Annotated in this window: 19 protein-coding genes; 11 read left to right on the plus strand and 8 right to left on the minus strand. The window is 65.1% G+C overall.

Features of this window, described 5'->3' with window-relative positions; genetic code table 11:
• The 4 genes from KBY66_RS14675 to KBY66_RS14690 form a co-directional block, all read left to right on the plus strand.
• Positions 1–381 (plus strand): hypothetical protein (locus KBY66_RS14675; protein WP_255090359.1); only part of this gene is annotated, 381 nt, incomplete at its 5' end.
• A gap of 724 nt (positions 382–1,105) precedes the next feature.
• On the plus strand, positions 1,106–1,360 hold the full coding sequence (locus KBY66_RS14680; RefSeq protein WP_255090360.1) for a type II toxin-antitoxin system HicA family toxin: 255 nt from the start codon (positions 1,106–1,108) through the stop codon (positions 1,358–1,360).
• The gene (locus tag KBY66_RS14685) at positions 1,357–1,689 is read left to right on the plus strand and encodes a type II toxin-antitoxin system HicB family antitoxin (RefSeq protein WP_255090361.1); all 333 of its coding nucleotides are present in this window, start codon (positions 1,357–1,359) and stop codon (positions 1,687–1,689) included. The genes KBY66_RS14680 and KBY66_RS14685 overlap by 4 nt, the downstream gene beginning before the upstream one ends.
• A 499-nt stretch (positions 1,690–2,188) precedes the next feature.
• Entirely contained in the window at positions 2,189–2,479 is a 291-nt protein-coding gene (locus KBY66_RS14690; protein ID WP_255090377.1) for an addiction module antidote protein, read from the plus strand.
• Between the two features lie 210 nt (positions 2,480–2,689).
• Here KBY66_RS14690 and KBY66_RS14695 read toward each other — a convergent pair whose 3' ends face one another.
• Together KBY66_RS14695 and acnB are read right to left on the minus strand one after the other, a co-directional pair.
• Positions 2,690–3,079 carry a hypothetical protein gene (locus KBY66_RS14695; RefSeq protein ID WP_255090362.1) on the minus strand — a complete coding sequence of 130 codons (390 nt, stop codon included), beginning with the start codon at positions 3,077–3,079 and terminating at the stop codon, positions 2,690–2,692.
• Positions 3,080–3,260: 181 nt separating this feature from the next.
• Positions 3,261–5,891, minus strand: a complete 2,631-nt coding sequence (gene acnB, locus KBY66_RS14700) for a bifunctional aconitate hydratase 2/2-methylisocitrate dehydratase (RefSeq protein WP_255090363.1) — start codon at positions 5,889–5,891, stop codon at positions 3,261–3,263.
• 132 nt (positions 5,892–6,023) lie between these two features.
• On the opposite strand from acnB, the gene KBY66_RS14705 reads away from it, so the two are divergent.
• Positions 6,024–7,097: a 3-deoxy-7-phosphoheptulonate synthase gene (locus KBY66_RS14705; protein ID WP_255090364.1), complete on the plus strand. Its 1,074-nt coding sequence runs from the start codon at positions 6,024–6,026 to the stop codon at positions 7,095–7,097.
• A 75-nt stretch (positions 7,098–7,172) separates the two neighbouring features.
• Positions 7,173–7,514 (plus strand): hypothetical protein, encoded by a 342-nt coding sequence (locus KBY66_RS14710; RefSeq protein WP_255090365.1) that lies wholly within the window; start codon positions 7,173–7,175, stop codon positions 7,512–7,514.
• On the opposite strand, the gene KBY66_RS14715 is transcribed toward KBY66_RS14710, so the two are convergent.
• The 4 genes from KBY66_RS14715 to KBY66_RS14730 all read right to left on the minus strand — a co-directional run bounded on the left by KBY66_RS14715 (position 7,505) and on the right by KBY66_RS14730 (position 12,781).
• Positions 7,505–8,188: a diacylglycerol/polyprenol kinase family protein gene (locus tag KBY66_RS14715; protein WP_255090366.1), complete on the minus strand. Its 684-nt coding sequence runs from the start codon at positions 8,186–8,188 to the stop codon at positions 7,505–7,507. The genes KBY66_RS14710 and KBY66_RS14715 overlap by 10 nt on opposite strands.
• Before the next feature lie 6 nt (positions 8,189–8,194).
• Complete coding sequence (locus KBY66_RS14720; RefSeq protein WP_255090367.1) at positions 8,195–9,172, minus strand: RpoD/SigA family RNA polymerase sigma factor; 978 nt, start codon at positions 9,170–9,172, stop codon at positions 8,195–8,197.
• A gap of 171 nt (positions 9,173–9,343) precedes the next feature.
• A complete protein-coding gene (gene ppk1 / locus KBY66_RS14725) occupies positions 9,344–11,479 on the minus strand; it encodes a polyphosphate kinase 1 (protein ID WP_255090368.1) in 2,136 nt (711 codons plus the stop codon).
• Between the two features lie 42 nt (positions 11,480–11,521).
• A complete protein-coding gene (locus KBY66_RS14730) occupies positions 11,522–12,781 on the minus strand; it encodes an MFS transporter (protein ID WP_255090369.1) in 1,260 nt (419 codons plus the stop codon).
• Between the two features lie 74 nt (positions 12,782–12,855).
• Here KBY66_RS14730 and moaC point away from each other — a divergent pair, with 74 nt between their 5' ends.
• Positions 12,856–13,368, plus strand: coding sequence for a cyclic pyranopterin monophosphate synthase MoaC (gene moaC / locus KBY66_RS14735; protein WP_255090370.1), 513 nt, complete (start codon positions 12,856–12,858; stop codon positions 13,366–13,368).
• A gap of 13 nt (positions 13,369–13,381) precedes the next feature.
• Entirely contained in the window at positions 13,382–14,668 is a 1,287-nt protein-coding gene (gene glp, locus KBY66_RS14740) for a gephyrin-like molybdotransferase Glp (protein WP_255090371.1), read from the plus strand.
• A 13-nt stretch (positions 14,669–14,681) separates the two neighbouring features.
• Here the strand turns inward: glp and KBY66_RS14745 are convergent, their stop codons facing one another.
• Together KBY66_RS14745 and KBY66_RS14750 are read right to left on the minus strand one after the other, a co-directional pair.
• Positions 14,682–15,167 carry a molybdopterin synthase catalytic subunit gene (locus KBY66_RS14745; RefSeq protein ID WP_255090372.1) on the minus strand — a complete coding sequence of 162 codons (486 nt, stop codon included), beginning with the start codon at positions 15,165–15,167 and terminating at the stop codon, positions 14,682–14,684.
• Between the two features lie 4 nt (positions 15,168–15,171).
• Positions 15,172–15,456: a MoaD/ThiS family protein gene (locus KBY66_RS14750; RefSeq protein WP_255090373.1), complete on the minus strand. Its 285-nt coding sequence runs from the start codon at positions 15,454–15,456 to the stop codon at positions 15,172–15,174.
• 116 nt (positions 15,457–15,572) lie between these two features.
• Between KBY66_RS14750 and KBY66_RS14755 the strand changes: the two genes are divergently transcribed.
• From KBY66_RS14755 to moaB, 3 genes are all read left to right on the plus strand, one after another.
• Positions 15,573–16,877, plus strand: a complete 1,305-nt coding sequence (locus KBY66_RS14755; protein ID WP_255090374.1) for a YegS/Rv2252/BmrU family lipid kinase — start codon at positions 15,573–15,575, stop codon at positions 16,875–16,877.
• A gap of 49 nt (positions 16,878–16,926) precedes the next feature.
• Positions 16,927–18,453 carry a metallophosphoesterase family protein gene (locus tag KBY66_RS14760; RefSeq protein ID WP_255090375.1) on the plus strand — a complete coding sequence of 509 codons (1,527 nt, stop codon included), beginning with the start codon at positions 16,927–16,929 and terminating at the stop codon, positions 18,451–18,453.
• 108 nt (positions 18,454–18,561) lie between these two features.
• Complete coding sequence (moaB, locus tag KBY66_RS14765) at positions 18,562–19,095, plus strand: molybdenum cofactor biosynthesis protein B (protein ID WP_255090376.1); 534 nt, start codon at positions 18,562–18,564, stop codon at positions 19,093–19,095.
• Positions 19,096–19,365 lie beyond the last annotated feature (270 nt).

A 19,365-nucleotide genomic window follows, 5' to 3' on the forward strand; every position in this document is an offset into this window, starting at 1 on the left:
CCCCATCCGCCGGCGGACATCAGCCTTGACGGCCTCGCTGTATGGACGCATTGGTCGGTTCCATCAGGCCCCCTGGTGATTGGAATGGTCGGGATGGAGAGGCTTCATCTTTCCTGGCAGAGGGGGGGGTGGGCGGCGGTTACGACTCTTAGTGTCGATGGTATTCCAATCTTCGATCGGATTAAGGGGGTGGGAGTGGAAGTACTTAACTTTCCCCACTTCGCCCAGAATTTTCAGCAACGCGCCATCTTCTGCCTCGCAGAGAGCGAGGATGCCGACTACCTTAAGCAGAAGCCAAAGCATGCATCTTATGCGCACAAAGCCAGGCGTATGCGCTCCGCCCAATTAGCCGCAATGGAGCGACGGACAAATGTGGCCTAAACTTTTGCCTGAGGGCCGCGCTTCCTTTCAGACACATGCCCCTCATTCCGCGAAACACCCACTAAAAGCCAGCATTCTGAGATGAGAAACTCATGGCATGTTGCCACTGCCGCCGAAGCCTTTGCAGCTGGCCAGCTGGCAAGATGTGGATGGGATGTATCCGTGCAATACGGAGCGAATCAGCCAGAGTATGACCTTGTTGCCGTAAACCAAGATCAAGTCCTAAAGATATCTGTAAAGGGGAGCAAGGACGGCGCATGGGGCCTTACGCAGTCCTATCTTGAAAAGGCAGATTACCAAGGCGCTATCGATTTGTGGCTGGCGAGGCATTCCACACGAGTCATCTTCTGTCTAGTGCAGTTTTACGGGGTTCCGATTGACCAGCTGCCGAGGATGTACCTTGCCACTCCGGACGAAATTGGGGCTTGGCTAAGACTGGCTGCAGCTGGTCGAGGTGACACGACTTTACATGAATACCATGCATGGACTACTAGAGCCAAAGCAGCAGGAACAATTGATGAGATTCCCGCTGGTTGGGTCTTCACAGAAGAGCGACTCTGTCAGCTGGCAGAAGGGGTCTAACATCAAGATTCAGCGGGCGGGTCTAGATGTTTCTGACTACCGCCTTGAGCTTCTGCCCGCCGCTGATCTTGAGCGTTATCCGTATCCAGCAAGCCGCTGAGCAGAAGCGTCATCTGGTACTGAGAGGCAGTACCATGCATAGATGAAGCGGAAGCACCAGCGCACCCTTGAGCTGATCTTCTCCCGTCCCGTAAGCGGCAGCTTGCCGTGGAGGGACATTGAAGCCCTGTTTCAGGAGCTTGGTGGGGATGTCAGTGAGAGGGCGGGCAGCCGAGTTGCGGTCGTTCTGTTTGGCGAAGTCAGGGTCTTCCACAGACCCCACCCATCGCCCGATACAGACAAGGGTGCTGTTGCTTCAATCCGCAAATGGTTTCAAGAACACGGAGTGACACCATGAATCTCATGAATCTGGATGGCTACAACGCCAAAATTGAGTATGATGAGGAAACGAATCAGTTTCGCGGCGAAATTCTTGGGCTTTCTGGAGGAGCAGACTTCTATGGATCTAATCCGGATGAACTTCGCCTAGAGTTCAAAAAGTCATTGGACGTTTTCCTTGAGGTTTGCAAGGAGCAAGGAGTCGAGCCCCGCAGACACTATTCAGGAAAATTTAATCTTCGGATTCCGCCTGAACTACATGAGAAATTAGCGATGACTGCAGAAGCGCAGGGAAAGAGTCTCAACACGCTCGCTCAGGAAGCACTCCAGAGAAGTGTCACGGCATAGGGGAACGGATTCCATGCCCCTCGAGTGGACAGGCCTCCATCGATTCCCTGCTTGCGCACCAGAGTCCTTGCCTTCCACTCAGGGTCAGCATTAGCCGAGGCCACGTGCGCGATGGCATCCGCTCACGATCCGGAGCTCAGGGGCTACGGTGATTGGAAGAGGGTCGCTAAGGCGGATGCCTGCCAAGCCTGGATTCACAGCCTCAAGGATCAAGTAGGAAGCGCACGCGTGCTCATGCTCGTTGATCGTCTTATCCATGGCAATCCGGAGTTTTTCCGTAATCTCCCGGAGGATGTTACTGAATTGAAGATTGATATGGAACCTGGCTTAAGGGGGTTTACTACTCCATCCGGGGTTATCAACTCTTGCTACTTCTTTCAGGAGGCATTAAATCAACTCAGTCAAAAGACATCGCCAGGGCCCTTGAGTTTAACCGCCCATTCCTGAACTGCTTTAAATGACCCAGACACAACCATCTTCCAACTTGTAAGCCGCTACGATTACTCCCTATGACGTGGCTGAGCACCTTAGAACGCCTGATGAAATGGCCGCAGATCTAGATGCTTGGCTTGAAGAAGCACCTGAGGATGTTGCCGGTATTGCACGAGCCCTGGGGGAGCCTGCTCGAGCTATGGGTATGCCACAAGTGGCAAAGGATGCTGGCCTTAGCCGAGAGAGCCTTGACAGGGCAGTGAGTTCCGAAGGAAATCCTAGTTTCGCGACAGGTCTCAAAGTCGCGAAAGCTCTTGGGATGCAGCTTCATGCACAGGCCATTGATGAAGATGGCTGACAAGCCCCTCGAGTGGACAGGGCACCAGCAATTCTCCTGCTGCGCTCAGCACTTCTTCCCTGCCATTCAGGGGCAGCGCTGGCTGTGAGCACCGGACCGCCAACAAACACAGACGCAATGCTCCTCGCCGTCAAGTAGCAGGTTGTCCAATGACCTGAAAGCCAGGAAGTGTGGAAACGCCGGATTGTTCCCAGCGCTCCACACAAAGGCCTACTTGCCCACCAGGGCCGAGAGGGGGCCGATCAGGCCGCTGATGGCGGCAGTGGCGCCGGCCGCATCCGGGGTGCCGCCGGCAAAGGTGCTGATCAGGGTGTTGGCGGCCGTCTCGATCGCGGGCCATTTGTCACCGGCCAGGGGCTGAATCACCGGCCCGGCTTTCTCCCAGAGGCCCTTGAAGCCACCGATGGTTGCGGCGGCGGCGACCACATTGCCGGCGGCCACTTCTCCCTGTCCCTTCTTGAGCAGGTCAAGAACCGGGTTGACGGCCGGGGCCAGGGCAGCCTGGCCCGTGGCGGTGGCGGCGGTCTTGGCGGCGTCGCCCATGCCAGAGGCGGCCTCTTTCACCCCCTCCTTGGCGCTGTTGCATCCAGCCAGGGTCAAGGTGCCTGCCATCGCCAGCACGAATCCTCCGCGGAGGAGATGGGTGAATCGGGTCGTCACAGTGGGCTTGGTGTTGGTCCGATTGAGGCTATCGGCCGCGCCAGGAGCGGCCTGCCGTCTTGATGGATTGCAACAAGCACTACCTTTTGCCCTGGGCTGAATCAGGCTCAGGCACCCCTGCTCACACCCCCGCCAGCACCTTCTCTTCCTCCTCCACACTCACCACGCGGCCGGCGTCGCTGAAGCCTTCGATCTGGTCGAAGTTCAGGTAACGGTAGAGCTCGCTGGAGAGGGGATCGATCTTGGCCGCGGCGATCTCCAGGTACTCCTCCGGCGTGGGGATACGTCCCAGCAGCGCGCAGACCGCCGCCAGTTCGGCGCTGCCCAGGTACACCTGGGCGCCGTTGCCGAGCCGGTTGTTGAAGTTGCGGGTGCTGGTGGAGAACACCGTGGTGTTGTCTTCGACCCGGGCCTGGTTGCCCATGCAGAGGGAGCAGCCTGGCAGCTCCATGCGGGCACCGGCGGCCTCGAATTTGGCCGTGTAGCCCTCGGCGCGCAGCACCTCGTCGTCCATGCGGGTGGGGGGGCAGACCCACAGCCTCGCGGCGCTGGTGCCGGCCCCGTCCAACACGGTGGCGGCGGCGCGGTAGTGGCCGATGTTGGTCATGCAGGAGCCGATGAACACCTCATCGATCCGATCGCCCGCCACCTCGCTCAACAGCTTGACGTTGTCGGGGTCGTTCGGGCAGGCCAGTACCGGTTCGGTGAGTTCGTCGAGGTTGATGTCGATCACCTCGGTGTACTCGGCATCGGCATCGGCGCTCAGCAGCTTGGGATCCGCCAGCCAGGCCTCCATCGCCTGGATGCGTCGCGCCATTGTGCGGGCATCGGCGTAGCCCCGGGCGATCATGTTCTTCAGCAGGGCCACGTTGCTGCGCAGATATTCGGCGACGGTGGCTTCCGAGAGCTTGATCGTGCAGCCGGCGCAGGAGCGTTCGGCGGAGGCGTCCGTGAGCTCGAATGCCTGCTCCAGCTTGAGATCCGGCAGCCCCTCGATCTCCAGGATCCTGCCGGAGAACACGTTTTTCTTGCCCGCCTTCTCCACCGTCAGCAGGCCCATCTGGATCGCCACCCAGGGGATCACGTTCACCACATCCCGCAACGTCACGCCCGGTTGCAGGGAGCCGGTGAAGCGCACCAGCACCGATTCGGGCATGTCGAGGGGCATGGCGCCGATGGCGGCGGCGAAGGCCACAAGCCCTGAGCCGGCCGGGAAGGAGATCCCTAGGGGGAAACGCGTGTGGCTGTCGCCGCCGGTGCCGACGGTGTCGGGCAGGAGCATGCGGTTGAGCCAGCTGTGGATGATGCCGTCGCCGGGGCGCAGGGCGACGCCGCCGCGGGAGGCCATGAAATCCGGCAGCTCGGCGTGGGTCTTCAGATCCACCGGCTTGGGGTAGGCGGCGGTATGGCAGAAGCTCTGCAGCACCAGATCGGCGGAGAAGCCGAGGCAGGCCAGCTCCTTCATCTCATCGCGGGTCATCGGGCCCGTGGTGTCCTGGGAGCCGACGGTGGTCATCAGTGGCTCGCAGCTGGTGCCGGGCCGCACCCCCGCCAGACCGCAGGCCTGGCCCACCATCTTCTGGGCCAGGGTGAAACCCTTGCCGGTGTCGGTGGGGGCCACGGGGCGGATGAACAGATCGGAGGCGGGCAGCCCCAGCTGGGCGCGCACTTTGTCCGTCAACGAGCGGCCGATCAGCAGGGGGATGCGGCCGCCGGCGCGCACCTCATCGGTGATCGTGCTGGGTTTGAGCTCGAATCGGGCCAGGATCTCACCGGCGCCGGGTTCGCCCGCCGCCCGCTCGATCGTGCCGGCATAGGGGCGGATCGTGATCCCATCGCCGGTGGCCAGGGCGCTCACGTCGCATTCGATCGGCAGGGCGCCGGAATCCTCAGCGGTGTTGAAGAAGATCGGCGCGATCTTGCCGCCGAGCACCACACCGCCGCTGCGCTTGTTGGGCACGTGGGGGATGTCGGTGCCGGTGTGCCAGAGCACCGAGTTGATGGCGGATTTGCGCGAGCTGCCGGTGCCCACCACATCGCCCACATAGGCCACGGGGTGGCCCTTGCCCTTGAGGCCGGCCAGCACCTCCAGGCCGCCGGGCATCCGGGTTTCCAGCATCGCCATGGCATGCAGTGGGATGTCGGGGCGGGTGGTGGCGTGGGTGGCGGGGGAGAGGTCGTCGGTGTTGGTTTCCCCCTCCACCTTGAACACCGTGACGGTGATCGCCTCCGGCAGCTCCGGCTTGACGGTGAACCACTCGGCGGCGGCCCAGGAATTGACCACCTGCTTGGCGTAGGCGTTGGTTTCGGCCAGCTCCAGCACATCGTGGAAGGCGTCGTAGACCAGCAGGGTGCGGCTCAGGCCCGTGGCTGCCTCGGCGGCGATGGCGGCATCGCCGTGGCCCAGCAGTTCGATCAGGGCGCCCACGTTGTAGCCGCCGATCATGGTGGCCATCAGGCGGGTGGCCTCGACCGGGCTCACCAGGGGGCTGGTGGTGGTGCCCCGGGCCACGGCGCTCAGCCAGCCGGCCTTCACGTAGGCCGCCTCATCCACGCCGGGGGGGATCCGCTCGCTGAGCAGGTTCAACAGAAAGGGCTCCTCGCCGGCGGGGGGGCTCTCCAGCAGCTCGGTGAGGGCCTGGGCCTGGGGGGCGGAGAGGGGCAACGGAGGTACGCCGAGCGTCTCGCGTTCTGCGGCGGCCTGGCGGTAGCTGACCAGCAGGTCGGAATCGGAGGAAGGGGCGGCCACCATGCCTGAATTCAAGGGATCGGTTCCCCATTCTCTCGCTCGTTGGCGCCTGGACGGTCTCGATGGCTGCCAAAGCCAGGGTGTTCCGACTGTTTAGGCTGATCGATTCGCCCACGGTTCTCGACCGCGACCGGCATGAACCCCACCTCCGATCTCCACGTGGTGGAGACCCGGCCGCTCGTCGCCCCCACCGTGCTGCACCGCGAGCTTCCACTCTCGGAGCCGGCCACCGCCACGGTCGTCTCGGCCCGGGAGCGGATCAAGGCGATCCTGCACGGCCGGGAACCGCGCCTGCTCGTCATCGTCGGCCCCTGTTCCGTGCACGATCTCGCCGCGGCCCGGGAGTACGCCGACGCCATCGCCGAAACCCAGCGGCGGCATCGGGCCCAGCTGGAGGTGGTGATGCGGGTGTACTTCGAGAAGCCACGCACCACGGTGGGTTGGAAGGGATTGATCAACGACCCGCACCTGGATGGCAGCTACGACATCAACACCGGACTGCGCCTGGCCCGCGGCCTGCTGCTGCATCTCGCCGAGCTGGGCCTGCCTGCCGCCACCGAGCTGCTCGATCCGGTCGTCCCCCAGTACATCGCCGATCTGATCAGTTGGACGGCGATCGGAGCCCGCACCACCGAAAGCCAGACCCACCGGGAGATGGCCTCCGGCCTTTCGATGCCGATCGGCTTCAAGAACGGCACCGACGGCAGTGCCCTCACGGCGATCAATGCCATGGAAGCGGCCGCGCGGCCGCACCATTTCCTCGGAATCAGCCAGTTGGGCCATGCCGCCATCGTCAGCACCACCGGCAACCCCGATGGGCATCTGGTGCTGCGGGGCGGCAAAGGCGGCACCAACTTCCACGCCGAAGCGGTGGAGGCGGCGGCGGCGGCCCTGACCAGGGCCGGCTTGCCGCCTCGCCTGATGGTGGATTGCAGCCACGGCAACTCAAACAAGGACTACCGCCGCCAGGGCGAGGTGGTGGCCCAGGTGGCCGCCCAGCTGAAGGGCGGCTCACGCCATGTGATGGGAGTCATGATCGAAAGCCATCTGGTGGCAGGGAACCAGCCGATTCCTGCCGATCTTTCCCAGCTCACCTACGGCCAGAGCATCACCGATGCATGCATTGACCTGGACACCACCCGGGAGTTGCTCGATCAGCTGGCCGAGGCGGTGGCGGGCGTTCAAGCCAGCACCCTGGTGCCGGCCTGACACTGTTCCGGCTGAACATCCCGTCTGAGCAGAATGACTACGTTTCCCCCATCACTTCGCTCGGGTGATTCAGGGATGACCTACCTCCTTCAGTTCTGCGGTCTATCGGAGCCGCTTCAGATGTTCTACCTGCAGCAGAGTGCTGAAGCCGGGCAGGAATCGGGTCCCCTCTTTGCCGGGTTCCGCCCCTTTCAGCTCGATGATCTGCTCGGCTGGGCCCATGCCTCCTCCAAGCAGCGGGGCTGGGATCCGGAGGGCATCCAGCGCACGGTTCTGAATGTGTGGATGGAGCGGGCCGAGGTGATCCGCCAGTGGCAGATCCGCCTGCGGCAGGAGCCGAGCCCCCGCCTGCTGGTGGCAGGTCTCGGCACCCACGACGACTGGCAGCAGCGTTGCGAGCGGATGCTTCAGGCCTGAGCCGAAAGCAGCCTCCAGAGCAGGCCGGTCACGATCGGTACGGTGAGATTATCGAGCCCGAAGATGGCCAGCTGCTCCAGCAGGGTCGCGACCAGGGCGATGCCCACCCAGCCACCGGTTGCCAGGACAGGCCCCATCCCCGTGGCCGCCCCCAGGCAGAGCAGGACGCCGCCGCTCACCAGCCCCATCGTGGCGGTGCCGAGCAGGGATTTGCGCTGACCCCAGATCTGCCAGCTCGGTGAGGGGATCGCCGCCCCCAGGATGCCGGCCAGGCCATCCCCCAGGGCCATCACCAGCACGCCCGCCGCGACCGCATCAGGGTGCAGGGGCCAGAACAGGCTCAGCAGCACGGTGATTGCCGCTCCGTAAGCGACAGTACCGTAGCTGGGGCGCCCGACGTCTTCGATGGCAGGCAGGAGGTGAACGCGATGGTTGATCGCCGCGATCACGGTGATCAACGCCGCCGCCGGCACGGCGACAGCCCGATCGATGCGGAGAACCCAGGCGATCAGCACCACCGGACCGGTGCCGATGTGGACCAGCTTGCGGCTCCATTCCCGTTGCTGGGGCCAATGCCCTCGCAGCCCCAGGGCAGCCAGCACCACCGCCCCAAGCCAGAGGGCCACGGCGGCCACCCCAATGGCCTGCTGGTTCCACCAACTCCAGAGCGCCAAGCCGCTTCAGGCGGCCTGCTGATAGCTGCTCATCAACCGCAGCTTCATGATCGCCTTCGCCTCGAGCTGTCGCACCCGTTCACGGGAGACGTTGATCGTGCGGCCGATCTCAGCGAGGGTGAGGGGTTCGGCGCCCTCGAGGCCGAAGCGGAGCTTGAGGATCTTCTGCTCCCGTTCATTGAGCTGGGACAACCAGGAGACGAGGTGTTCCTTCTGGATGCTGCGGTCCATCGAATCCATCGGCTCGTTGCTGGCCGGATCCGGGATCAGCTCGCCCAGGGTGCTGCGGTCTTCCTCGCCGCGGGCATGGGCGTCAAGGGAGGCGCAGGGAGCGCTCTGGGTGATCAGATCCTCGAGATCCTTGGGCTCGATGCCCATGGCATGGGCCATTTCGAGCCGATTGGGCTGGCGCCCGAACCGATGGGAGAGCTCGCGGGTGATCCGCCGCATCTTGGAGAGCTTTTCGCTGACGTGAATCGGCAGCCGGATTGTGCGGGCGCTGTTGTCGATCGCCCGGGTCATGCCCTGGCGGATCCACCAGTAGGCGTAGGTGGAGAACTTGTAGCCCATGGCGGGATCGAACTTGTCGACGGCGCGCTCCAGGCCGATCGCCCCTTCCTGTACGAGGTCGAGCAGTTCGAGCCCCTGGTTCTGATACTTTTTGGCCACGCTGACCACCAGCCTCAGATTGGCGGCCATCATGCGGTCGCGGGCCCTTGTGCCCATCCGGATCTGATGCCGTTGGCGCGGGGTGAGCGTGTCGGCGGGGAGGGTGTGCAGCTCCTTCATCGCCTGCACGTGATGGGCGAGCTCGATCTCCTCAGCGGCCGTGAGCAGGGGGACGCGACCGATGGTGCTGAGATACCAGCCGATCGAATCGGCACTCAACCGACCGCTGCTTCGTTGCTGACCCACTTTGGGTGGCGGCTTGGTGCCGTCACCCGGGACTGCAGACGCAGCCGTGGATCGCGAAGGTGTCCCCATCACCTCGCCCTCCGGATAAATTATGGGCGGAACTTAGCAGATTACGGGACCTTTCGACGTGATGAAACCGAGGAAATTCCAAAGAACATCCTGATCGATGCGGAGATCGAAGCGGACCGGATTTCTTGCCGGTGGCTGCGTGGTCTGAACCGTGTGTCCACGGAGACAAACTCAGGCTTTGGCCAGCAGGCCTGTCCGCCAGCTTTTGATCAGATCAAGCTGGGCACTGCGCGGTTCGCCTTCCGGCTGGCGCTGCACGAAAGTGCCGTCACTCTGCATGTCCCAGGCGGAGCAGTTGTCGGAGAAATAACCATCCAGCAGCCTCTCAAGCTGGGCCCTCAGCTTTGGATCATCCACCGGCGTCACCGCTTCCACCCGCCGATCCAGATTGCGGGGCATCCAGTCGGCGCTGCCGAAGTAGATCTCCGGCTCACCGTTGTTGCCGAACCAGAACAGCCGGGAGTGCTCGAGGAAGCGGCCGATGATGCTCTGCACCCGAATGTTCTCACTGACGCCGGCCAGGCCAGGGCGCAGACAGCACATGCCCCGGATGATCAGGTCGATCTTCACCCCCGCCTGGGAAGCTTCGTAGAGGAGCGCAATGATCGCTGGATCCACGAGGGCATTCATTTTGGCCCGGATTGCTCCCACTCCGCCGGAGCGGGCATGGCCGATCTCCCGTTCGATCAACGCTTCCATCCCCTTGCGCAGGGTCACGGGCGCCACCAGCAGTCGGCGGAAACTCTGCTGCTTGGAGAAGCCGGTGAGATAGTTGAACAGCTCCACCAGGTCCTGACCCAGCTCCGGGCGGGCCGAGAGCAGGCCGATGTCGGTGTAGAGGCTGGAGGTTTTCGAGTTGTAGTTGCCAGTGCCGATGTGCACGTAGCTGCGCAAGGTTTCTTTCTCCTTGCGCACCACCAGCATGATCTTTGTGTGGGTCTTGAGGCCCAGCACCCCATAGACCACATGAACCCCGGAGTGTTCCAGCTGGCGGGCCCACTGGATGTTGTTGTCCTCGTCGAATCGGGCTTTGAGCTCCACCAGGGCCATCACCTGCTTGCCGTGTTCGGCCGCCCGGATCAGGGCGGAAATGATCGGTGAATTCTTGGAGGTCCGGTAGAGCGTCATCTTAATGGCCAGAACCGAAGCGTCGTCGGCGGCCTGGTTGATGAACTCCTCCACCGAGGTGGCGAACAGCTCATAGGGGTGGTGCAGCAGCACGTCGTTGCGGCGCAGCACCGAAAAAATGCTCTGGAACTCATCGGGCTTGATCGAGCCGTCTTCCAGCTGGCTCTTCTGGGCCCGCACCAGGGCCGTTGGCGTGCGTCCCTGGTGCGGTTTGTCCTTGAGCTCGGGCAGGGGGAGAGCCAGCAGGCTCATCAGGTCATCGAGCCCGAGCGGTCCGTTGATCCGATACAGATCCTCCGGCTCCACGTCGGTGCCGTCCATCAACTGCTCCACCACCAGATCGGGCATCTCGTTCGCCACCTCCAGCCGCACCACCTCGCCGCCGCGGCGCCGTTTGCGCAGACCCTCCTGCAGGGCCTCCATCAGGTCGTCTGCTTCCAGGTCGCGCAGTTCCAGGTCGGCGTCCCGGGTGACCCGGAAGAAGTAATGCCCCTCGATCGTCATGCCGGGGAACAACAGCTGCAGGTTGAAGGCCACCACCTGCTCCAGGGGGACGGCGGTGAACACCGGGGTGGGCTGAGCGCTGCTCAGGTCGGTGGGGATCTCAACGAAGCGCGGCAGGATCTTCTGGGGGACCTTCACCCGGGCGAACTGCTGCTGGCCAGTTTCGGGGTCGTGAATGATCGCGGCCACGTTCAGGCTGAGATTGCTCATGAACGGGAAAGGGTGGGCTGGATCAACCGCCAACGGGGTCAGAACAGGGAAGATGGCGGTTTTGAAGTAGGCATCGGCCCACTCTTTCTGCTTCTTGTTGAGGCGCTCGTAGTCGACCAGGTGAACGCCCTGCTCGGCGAGTTGACCCTTAAGGTGCTGGCGGTAGTGGACCTGCTGCTGCTCCAGCAAGGGCCTGAGCTTCTTCTGGATGGCCACCAACTGCTGCATGGGGGTGAGGCCGTCGTCGCTGAGCACGGTGACGCCGGCTTCCAGTTGGGACTTCAGGGAAGCCACCCTGACCATGAAAAACTCGTCAAGGTTGTTGCTGAAGATCGCGCTGAACTTCGCCTGCTCCAGCAGGGGCGTGCGGGGATCGAGCGCCTGTGCCAGAACCCTGCTGTTGAAGGCGATCCAGCTCTGTTCCCGGTTGATGTATAGCTCGGGGGCTACCACTGGATCGCTCATTGCCCTGTCACTGAACGGCTCTGGCCGATCGCAAGGTAGCAATCAAGGCCGGATTGTTTCGGTATGGCGCTTGCTTGCCTCTGCCCCCCCTGGTGTGGGAAGGCCCCCGGCCACCAGCGCCGCCACCGCCACCAACAGGGTGATGCCAAGCCAGAAGGGACTCTTCTGGCCGGCCAGGTCGTAGGCGAGGCCGGCCAGGGGCGGCCCGATGAAGCTGCCCAGGCTCTGGAGGCCCTGGAGGCTGCCGAGGGCGGCCCCCTGGCCAGTGGAGTCGAGCCGCCGCGACACGAGGCTGCGCAGACAAGGGGTGACCAGGCCGGTGCCGGCCGCCAGGATCGCCACGGCGCTGAACACCACCGGCCGGGCGTTGGCGGCGTTGGCGGCTGGCACCAGCAGGCACCCGGCGATCACGAAGCCCAGGCCGGCCAGGGTGAGGCGCCACTCGCCGAAACGTTTCACCAGCGGCCCGATCAGGCCGCCCTGGACCACTGTGGCCACCACCCCCACCACCAGAAAGGCAGCGGCCGAGAGGCCGGGACCCCAGCCGAAGGCCTGCTTGAAATAGAGCACCAGCACGGCGGTGAAGCCGTTGAAGGCCAGAAAGAACAGAAAGAAGGCCAGGCAGAGGCGACGCACCTGGGGGTTGGTGAACACGCGCCGCAATTGCACCACCGGGTTCAGATCCCGGCGCCGTGGCAGCGGCAGCCTTGCCTCGGGCGGATGGGTTTCGGGCAGCACCGTCAGCACCAGCACCAGGTTCATCGCCGCCACCCCCACCGCCAGCAGCAGGGGAAGGGTGATGCTGACGCCGGCCAGCAGGCCGCCCAGGGCCGGGCCGAGGATGAAGCCGAGGCCGAAGGCCACGCCGATCAGGCCGAAGGCCTTGGCCCGTTGCTCCGGCGGACTGATGTCGGCCAGCACGGCGCCGGCCGTGGCGGCGGTGCCGCCGCTCACCCCGTCGATCAGGCGAGAGCTGAACAGCAGGGCCAGCGGCCAGGGGCTTCCGGCCGGCCAGGGCAGAGCCAGGGTGAGGGCGAAGCCGCCCAGCCCCAGCACCGAGCCGGCCACGCAGGCGCTGATCACCGGCTTGCGCCCGAAGCGGTCGCTCAGCGCTCCGATCAGCGGCGTGAACAGGAACTGGGCAAGGGCATAGCTGCCGGCCAGCAGGCCGAGGGTGCGGCCGTCGCTGGTGAAGCTGGCCAGGAGGAACGGCAGCAGCGGAAAGACGATGCTCTCCCCCAGCCTGTCGTTGAGCAGGGTGAGGAAGGCGCAGAAGCGGGTGGACGGCCTGGGGAGGCGCAAGACCAGCGGAGGAGGGCTCCCCAGGCTCCCATGCAGGCATCCGGCCTAAAATCAGCGCCCACGCGCAGGGTTCGGTGAGTGAGGCGAGCAGCGAAGGCCCGTCGCTGAGCCACCTCAACGCCGCCGGCCAGGTGCACATGGTGGAGGTGGGCGATCGCCCCCCCACCGACCGCCGCGCCGTGGCCGAGGGCTTCATCGCCATGGACCCGGCGGTGCTGGCGCTGGTGCTGGAGGGCCGGGCTCCCAAGGGCGACGTGCTGGCGGTGGCGCGGGTGGCGGCGATCCAGGCGGCCAAGCGCACCTGGGAGCTGATTCCGCTCTGCCACCCGATTGGTCTCACCGGCCTGGAGGTGCGGATCGAGCCCAGCGCCGATGGCCGCGGCCTGCGCCTGGAGGCGGCCGCGCGCACCACCGGCCCCACGGGCGTGGAGATGGAGGCGCTCACCGCCGCGGCGGTGGGCCTGCTCACCCTCTACGACATGGTGAAATCGGCCGATCCGGCCATGACGATCGGTCCGGTGCGGCTGCTGGAGAAGACAGGGGGACGCCACGGTCCCTGGCACCATCCCGAACCTGTGAACTCCTGAGCCTGAGCCTCCGATGACCAACGGCCCCCGCTCAATGGACCCGATTCCGGCCGAACCCTTTCCCGCCGAAGGCCTCCCCCTGGAGGAGGCCCGCCGCCAGGTGCTGGCTGCCCTCACCCCCCTGGCCGGCAGCGAGACCCTGCCGCTGCAGCAGGCCCTGGGCCGAGTGAGTGCCGAGCCGGTGGTGGCCACCGAGGCCGTGCCCGGCTTTCGCGCCTCGATCATGGATGGCTATGCCCTGGCAGTGGCGACTGTCCCGCAGGTGGGACAGTCGTGGCCCTTGATGGGGCGTTCGGCCCCCGGCGCTCCCTACCTCCCGCGGCTGGCCGAGGGGGAGGCGATCCGCATCCTCACCGGCGCGCCCCTGCCGGATGGGGCCAGCAGGGTGCTGCCCCAGGAACTGGTGGCAGCCGATGGCGAGCGCCTCAGCCTGCTCCGCGAGGTGGGCCCCAACCCCTGGATCCGCTCCGCCGACGAGGAGGCGGCACCGGGTCAGGAGCTGCTGGGCGCCGGGGTGCGTCTGGGCCCGGCGCTGTTGGGACGGCTGGCCAGCTGCGGGGTGGCGGAGCTGGCGCTGCGGCCGCGGCCGCGGCTGGGGCTGCTGATCACTGGTGATGAACTGGTGCCGGCGGGAACGCCGCGCGGCCCCGGCCAGATCTGGGAGAGCAACGGCACCTTGCTGGCGTCCCTGTGCGAGCGGCTCGGTTATCCCCTGCTCGAGCGGCGTGTGGTGGGCGACGATCCGATCGCTCTGCGCCAGGCGCTGGAGGCCCTGGCAGCCTCCTGCGATGTGGTGGTGAGCACCGGCGGCGTGTCCGCCGGCGACACCGACTGGATTCGGCCCCTGCTGGCGGAGCTGGGCTCGGTGGCCTTCTGGAAGCTGTTTCTCAAGCCTGGGCGGCCCTTTGCCTACGGGGCGCTGCAGCGGCCCGCCGGGGATGGCACCGTGCCGTTCTTCGGGCTGCCGGGCAATCCGGTGGCGGCGGCGATCACCTCTCTGCAGCTGCTCTGGCCGGCGTTGCAGTGGCTGGAGGGTGCCCCCGTGGTGCCCTGGCCGCGGCTGAAGGTCCGTTTGGCCGCCGACTTGAAGCGGGGGCCAGGACGGCCGGAGCTGGCCCGGGCCCGGCTGCAGGTGGGGGCGGACGGCGAGCTGCTCGCCATGGTCGATGGCAGCCAGGCTTCTTCGCGAATCGCTTCCCTGCAGGCCGCCGACCTGCTGCTCGAGATCCCAGCGGAGCTGGGCGCCCTGGCCGCCGGCACCGAGCTGTGGGCCCAGCTGCTCCGCCTGCCGCTGTTCTGAGTGGTTTGCGGCCTCACAGGGATTCCTGCACGCGGGACAGCGGTGTGTTGCCTTCCACCCACCGGCCCACACCGCCGCTCCACTCCCGTTTCCAGAAGGGGGCGTCGTGCTTGAGCCCTTCGAGAAGCTCCAGGCAGCCCCGCTGGGCGGGGCCGCGACGGTCGGCACCCACGGCCACCAGCACGATCGCCTCACCCGGCAGCACCCTGCCCACCCGATGCTCCACCAGCACCTGGGCCAGCCCATGGCGGGCCGCCACCGCCAATGCGAGACGTTCGATCTGGGCTTCGGTCATGCCGGGGTAGTGCTCCAGTTCCAGGGCCTGGAGCGGCGTGCCGGACGCCGTGGTGCTCCGCACCCGGCCGATGAACAGGGCTTCAGCCGGTGGCAGGGCATGGGGAGGGTTCTGCAGCAGGTGCCGCTGCCAGACCGCCAGGGCGGTGAGTGGAACGAGGCCTTCCGGCTGGAGCCGCACCCGCATCGCCAGGCCCGCTGCCATGGCTTCAACCTCCGCTGATCGGCGGCAGGAAGGCGAGTTCATCGCCCGCTTCGAGTTCCTGGTCCGCATGGGCGAAGGTCTGGTTGATGGCGATGCGCAGGGCGCCCGGCAGGCTGCCCTCCGGCTTGCCTGTTCCGTCCCCCAAGCCGAGGCGGCACCACAGGTCGGCGGCGGTGGGTCGTGGTTGGCCGGTCCCAATGGCCACGGCCCGCTCGCTCCAGCCAGCCCGCTCCCTCAGGCCGGCGAACAGGCGCACGGTGATCAGGCCGGGGGCTTCAGGGCAGGGCATCGGGCTGCGACCGGGCGCCTACCCAGCTTGGCCTGGGTGGGCAACCCTTGGCCACGGGTCGCCTTGCTGGAGCGCCATAGGATCAATTCCCCCCAGGTCAGCGGCCGCCCGGTGCCATGTCCCAGGCCCTTGCCCTGTTGGCACACCCGTCCCAGGTGGAGGCCCTGATCACCTGGGTCAGCCAGTACAAGCCTGCCCTGGCTGCTTTCGAGATTCTCACCACTCCTGAGCTGGCCACGGCGTTTCGCTTCGATGTCCGCACGGCATCGCTGGCACTGGAAGAGCTCAAGCCCCTCGAAGCCGGCGGTGACATCGAGCTGGCTGCCAGGGTGCTGGCCGCCGATCTGACGGCGATCATCTTTTTCGTGGACGCCGAGGTCTTCGTATCGGCAACGCCCGATCTGCCCCTGCTGATCAGGGCCTGCGCCATCGAGAACACACCGTTGGCTCTCAACGAGGCCACCGCCGACTTGGCGATGCGCGGATTGGCCCACAGCCGGATTGCCTATCTGATCTTCAATCCGGTGGCTGGCCAGGGAAACTCCCACCAGGATCTGGCGCTGATTCGCATGATCCTGGAACCCCAGATTCTCCTGAACGTGGTGATCACCAAGCCCGATCTTGATCCCGCTGATCAGGCTCGCGCCATCGTGGCCACGATTCAGGCCCAGCCCGAGAGTGATCCCGGCACCACGATGATCCTGGCCTCGGGAGGCGATGGAACCGTGTCGGTCGTGGCCGGTGCGGTGATCGGGACTGGGATCCCGATCGGGATCATTCCCCGTGGCACCGCCAATGCGTTTTCCGTGGCCCTTGGCATTCCCATCGATCTGCGTGGGGCCTGCAACACGATCTTGGCCGGCCACACCCAGGTGATCGATGCAGCCCGCTGCAACGCCATGCCGATGATTCTGCTGGCGGGCCTGGGCTTTGAGGCCGGCATGGTGAGCCGTGCCACCCGCGAGCTCAAGAATCTGCTGGGGCTGCTGGCCTATGTGCTCGCCGGGGCCCAGCAGCTGGCCAATCAGGACGCCTTCGAGGCCATCCTCGACATCGATGGCGAGAGAATCGAACTCCAGGCCGTGGCCATCACCGTGGCGAATGTGGCCCCTGCCACTTCCGTGTTGGCCCAGGGGTTTGGCCAGGTGATCCCAGATGATGGACTGCTGGACGTGACGATCGCCACCCCCAGCAATCGTCTGCAGGGGCTGAATGCCCTGGCATCCCTGGCGACTTCGGCGATGGTGCAATCACCCACGGATCGAGATGATCTCCTCTGTTTCCGGGCTGCCTCCATCACCATTTCAGCCGATCCACCCCAACTCCTCGTGGTGGATGGAGAGATCGTGGAGGCCAATCCGATCACGTTCGAGTGTCTGCCCCGCAGCCTGATGGTTTTTGTGCCCTTGTCCTCGACCTAGACCCATGGGCCTGACCATCGAGCCTTCGACTGCCGTCAAGATCGGCTGCATGAACCAGCGAGTGCGCTGGAGCCACGCCGAAATCGAATCGGGGCAGATCGATCAGACCCGGCTGGATTTCGATTCGGGGGTTGGTGTGGATGGGGCGTTCAGCTTTCTGGTGCTGGGGGACAGCGGAACGGGCCGCCATCGCCGCCATTGCCCCCAGCGAAAGGTGGCTGAATTGCTGCTCCGCCACGGCAAGCGGGCCAGCTTCATCCTTCACACCGGTGACGTGGTGTATCAGGTTGGCTCCAGTGAGCAATACCAAAGAAACTTCATCCTTCCTTACCGCGAGTGGCTGGTGGGCGGTGATCAGCCTCGCCGTATCTCCTATGACCAGATGACATTCAGGATTCCATTCTTCCCGGTTCTTGGAAATCACGATTACTACGATCTGCCGCCACCGCTTGGTGTTCTCTCCGGCCTGACGGCACCGCTGCGGTATCTGTTGAGTCCCCTCATCGACCTGGATGTGGGTTGGCATGGATCCCACCGGGGGGATGCCTTCGCCCGCGCCTTCCTCGACTATCTCCAGGACCAGCCGGAGACGGGGCTCGCTGACCATCTCGACCGGCATTACACCAGCGAGGTGGATGGGGCACGCTGCCTCACCTATCGACCTGACCGGTTCACGCGTCTGCCCAATCGCTTTTACAGCTTCAGGGTGGCTGGGCTGGATGTCTTTGCGCTGGACTCCAACACCTTCAATCAACCCCTGGCGGTGGGATCCTCCGAAGCGGCTCCCACTCAGGACGATTTGCTGGCCCTGCGGCAGCAATTACAGCGCGAACTGGGACGGATGCGCCTTGCCCTGGGGTCCACCTGGATGGGGTCGCTTGACCGGGGCGATCAGGACGTGCGGGCCGACGACCTCGCCGGAGAGCTGGAGGCGATCGAGGAGCAGCTCAATGACATCGACAAGCAGCTGGATCAGGGCGACAACGCCCAGAGCGTGGATCACGGACAGCTGGACTGGCTGAGGGATCGGCTGGTGGCCTCTTGGCGCAACCCCGCGGTGCGGGGGCGGATCCTGGTGCTGCACCATCCGCCCTATGTCACTGAAGCCACCAAGTGGTTCCAGGGGCAGACCCTGGCGGTGCGGCATCGGTTGCGCCAGGTGTTGGATCAGGTGGCTGCCGAGCTGGGCGGCCGTGATCAGCGGCAACCCCTGCTCAACCTGGTGCTGAGCGGTCATGCCCACTGCCTGGAGTTGATTCGCACGGGCGACACAGGCCATGGCGACGCCAACATTCCCTGGGTGATCTGTGGCGGCAGTGGCTATAGCCTGCGCCGTCAGCGGCCGGAGGGCCCCGACCTGGGCGGCAGCGTGGATGGGCAGGCCGCCACCCTGGCCCGATCCGAGCTGTTCGTGGGCCGCAGTGGCCAGGGTGCCCGGCTGCGGCGCCCCTACTCGGCGTTGCGGTTGGAGGTGGCGGCTGGGCGCCCACTGCGTCTCACCCTGAACCCCCTTGTCACCGAACGGGTGAACCACCGCTGGGAGCAAACCTGCCTGGAGCCGATCCCCTTGGGATGACCTTGCGATCTGGGCGTCTCATGCGCCTCTGATTTGCTCCCTATGCTCGGGCTTCCATGGGGTTGATCAGCTGCCTAGGGTCATGCCGATCAGACACCCCTGCCGACGTTGAGTCTTGAGATTGCCCTGCTCACCGTGTCCGATCGGCGCAGCGCAGAGCCTGGTCTTGGTGACCCATCCGGCGATCTTCTGCTGGAGCGTCTGCTGGGGGCAGGCCACCGGTTGGTTGACCGCCAGCTCGTGCCAGACAACCGCTACAGCATTCGCGCCGCGGTGAGCGGCTGGATCGCTGATTCCGCCGTGGAGGTGGTGATCAGCACCGGCGGTACCGGCCTCACCGGCCGCGACGGCACGCCGGAGGCGGTGGAGCCCCTGCTTGACAAGACGATTGAGGGTTTCGGCGAGCTGTTCCGCGTGCTTTCCTTTGACACGATCGGTACCAGCACGCTCCAGAGCCGCTGCCTGGCAGGGGTGGCCAATGGCACAGTGATTTTCGTCCTGCCGGGTTCCCTTGATGCCGTGGCCACCGCCTGGGACCGGCTGATCTGCGCCCAGCTCGACGCAGGCACCCGCCCCTGCAACCTGGTGCAGCTGATGCCGCGGCTGACGGAAGCCCCTGATCAGCCCGCTGAATTTGCTTAGGTTCTGAGGGATCCACCGCCGACCGTCCCCGACTCGGCATTTTTTTGGCGCCTGCGTTGTTCGATCCAAGCCGGAAACCACCTACCGCTCAGGGGCCACTCCATTCTTGGCGAGCCTCCATGATCACCATTTCAGTGCGGTGTTTAGGGAAGCTCTGGACAACACGTCCGCATAGCCAGTCGCGGTCCACCAATTGTTCGGATTGGACTATTTCAGCAGAGATCAGGCTGGAATGAGCCTGATCTCACCATGTTTGGGGACTGGCCCGCT

It is taken from the genome of Synechococcus sp. Tobar12-5m-g (genome assembly GCF_024345415.1).
GTDB lineage: Bacteria > Cyanobacteriota > Cyanobacteriia > PCC-6307 > Cyanobiaceae > Regnicoccus.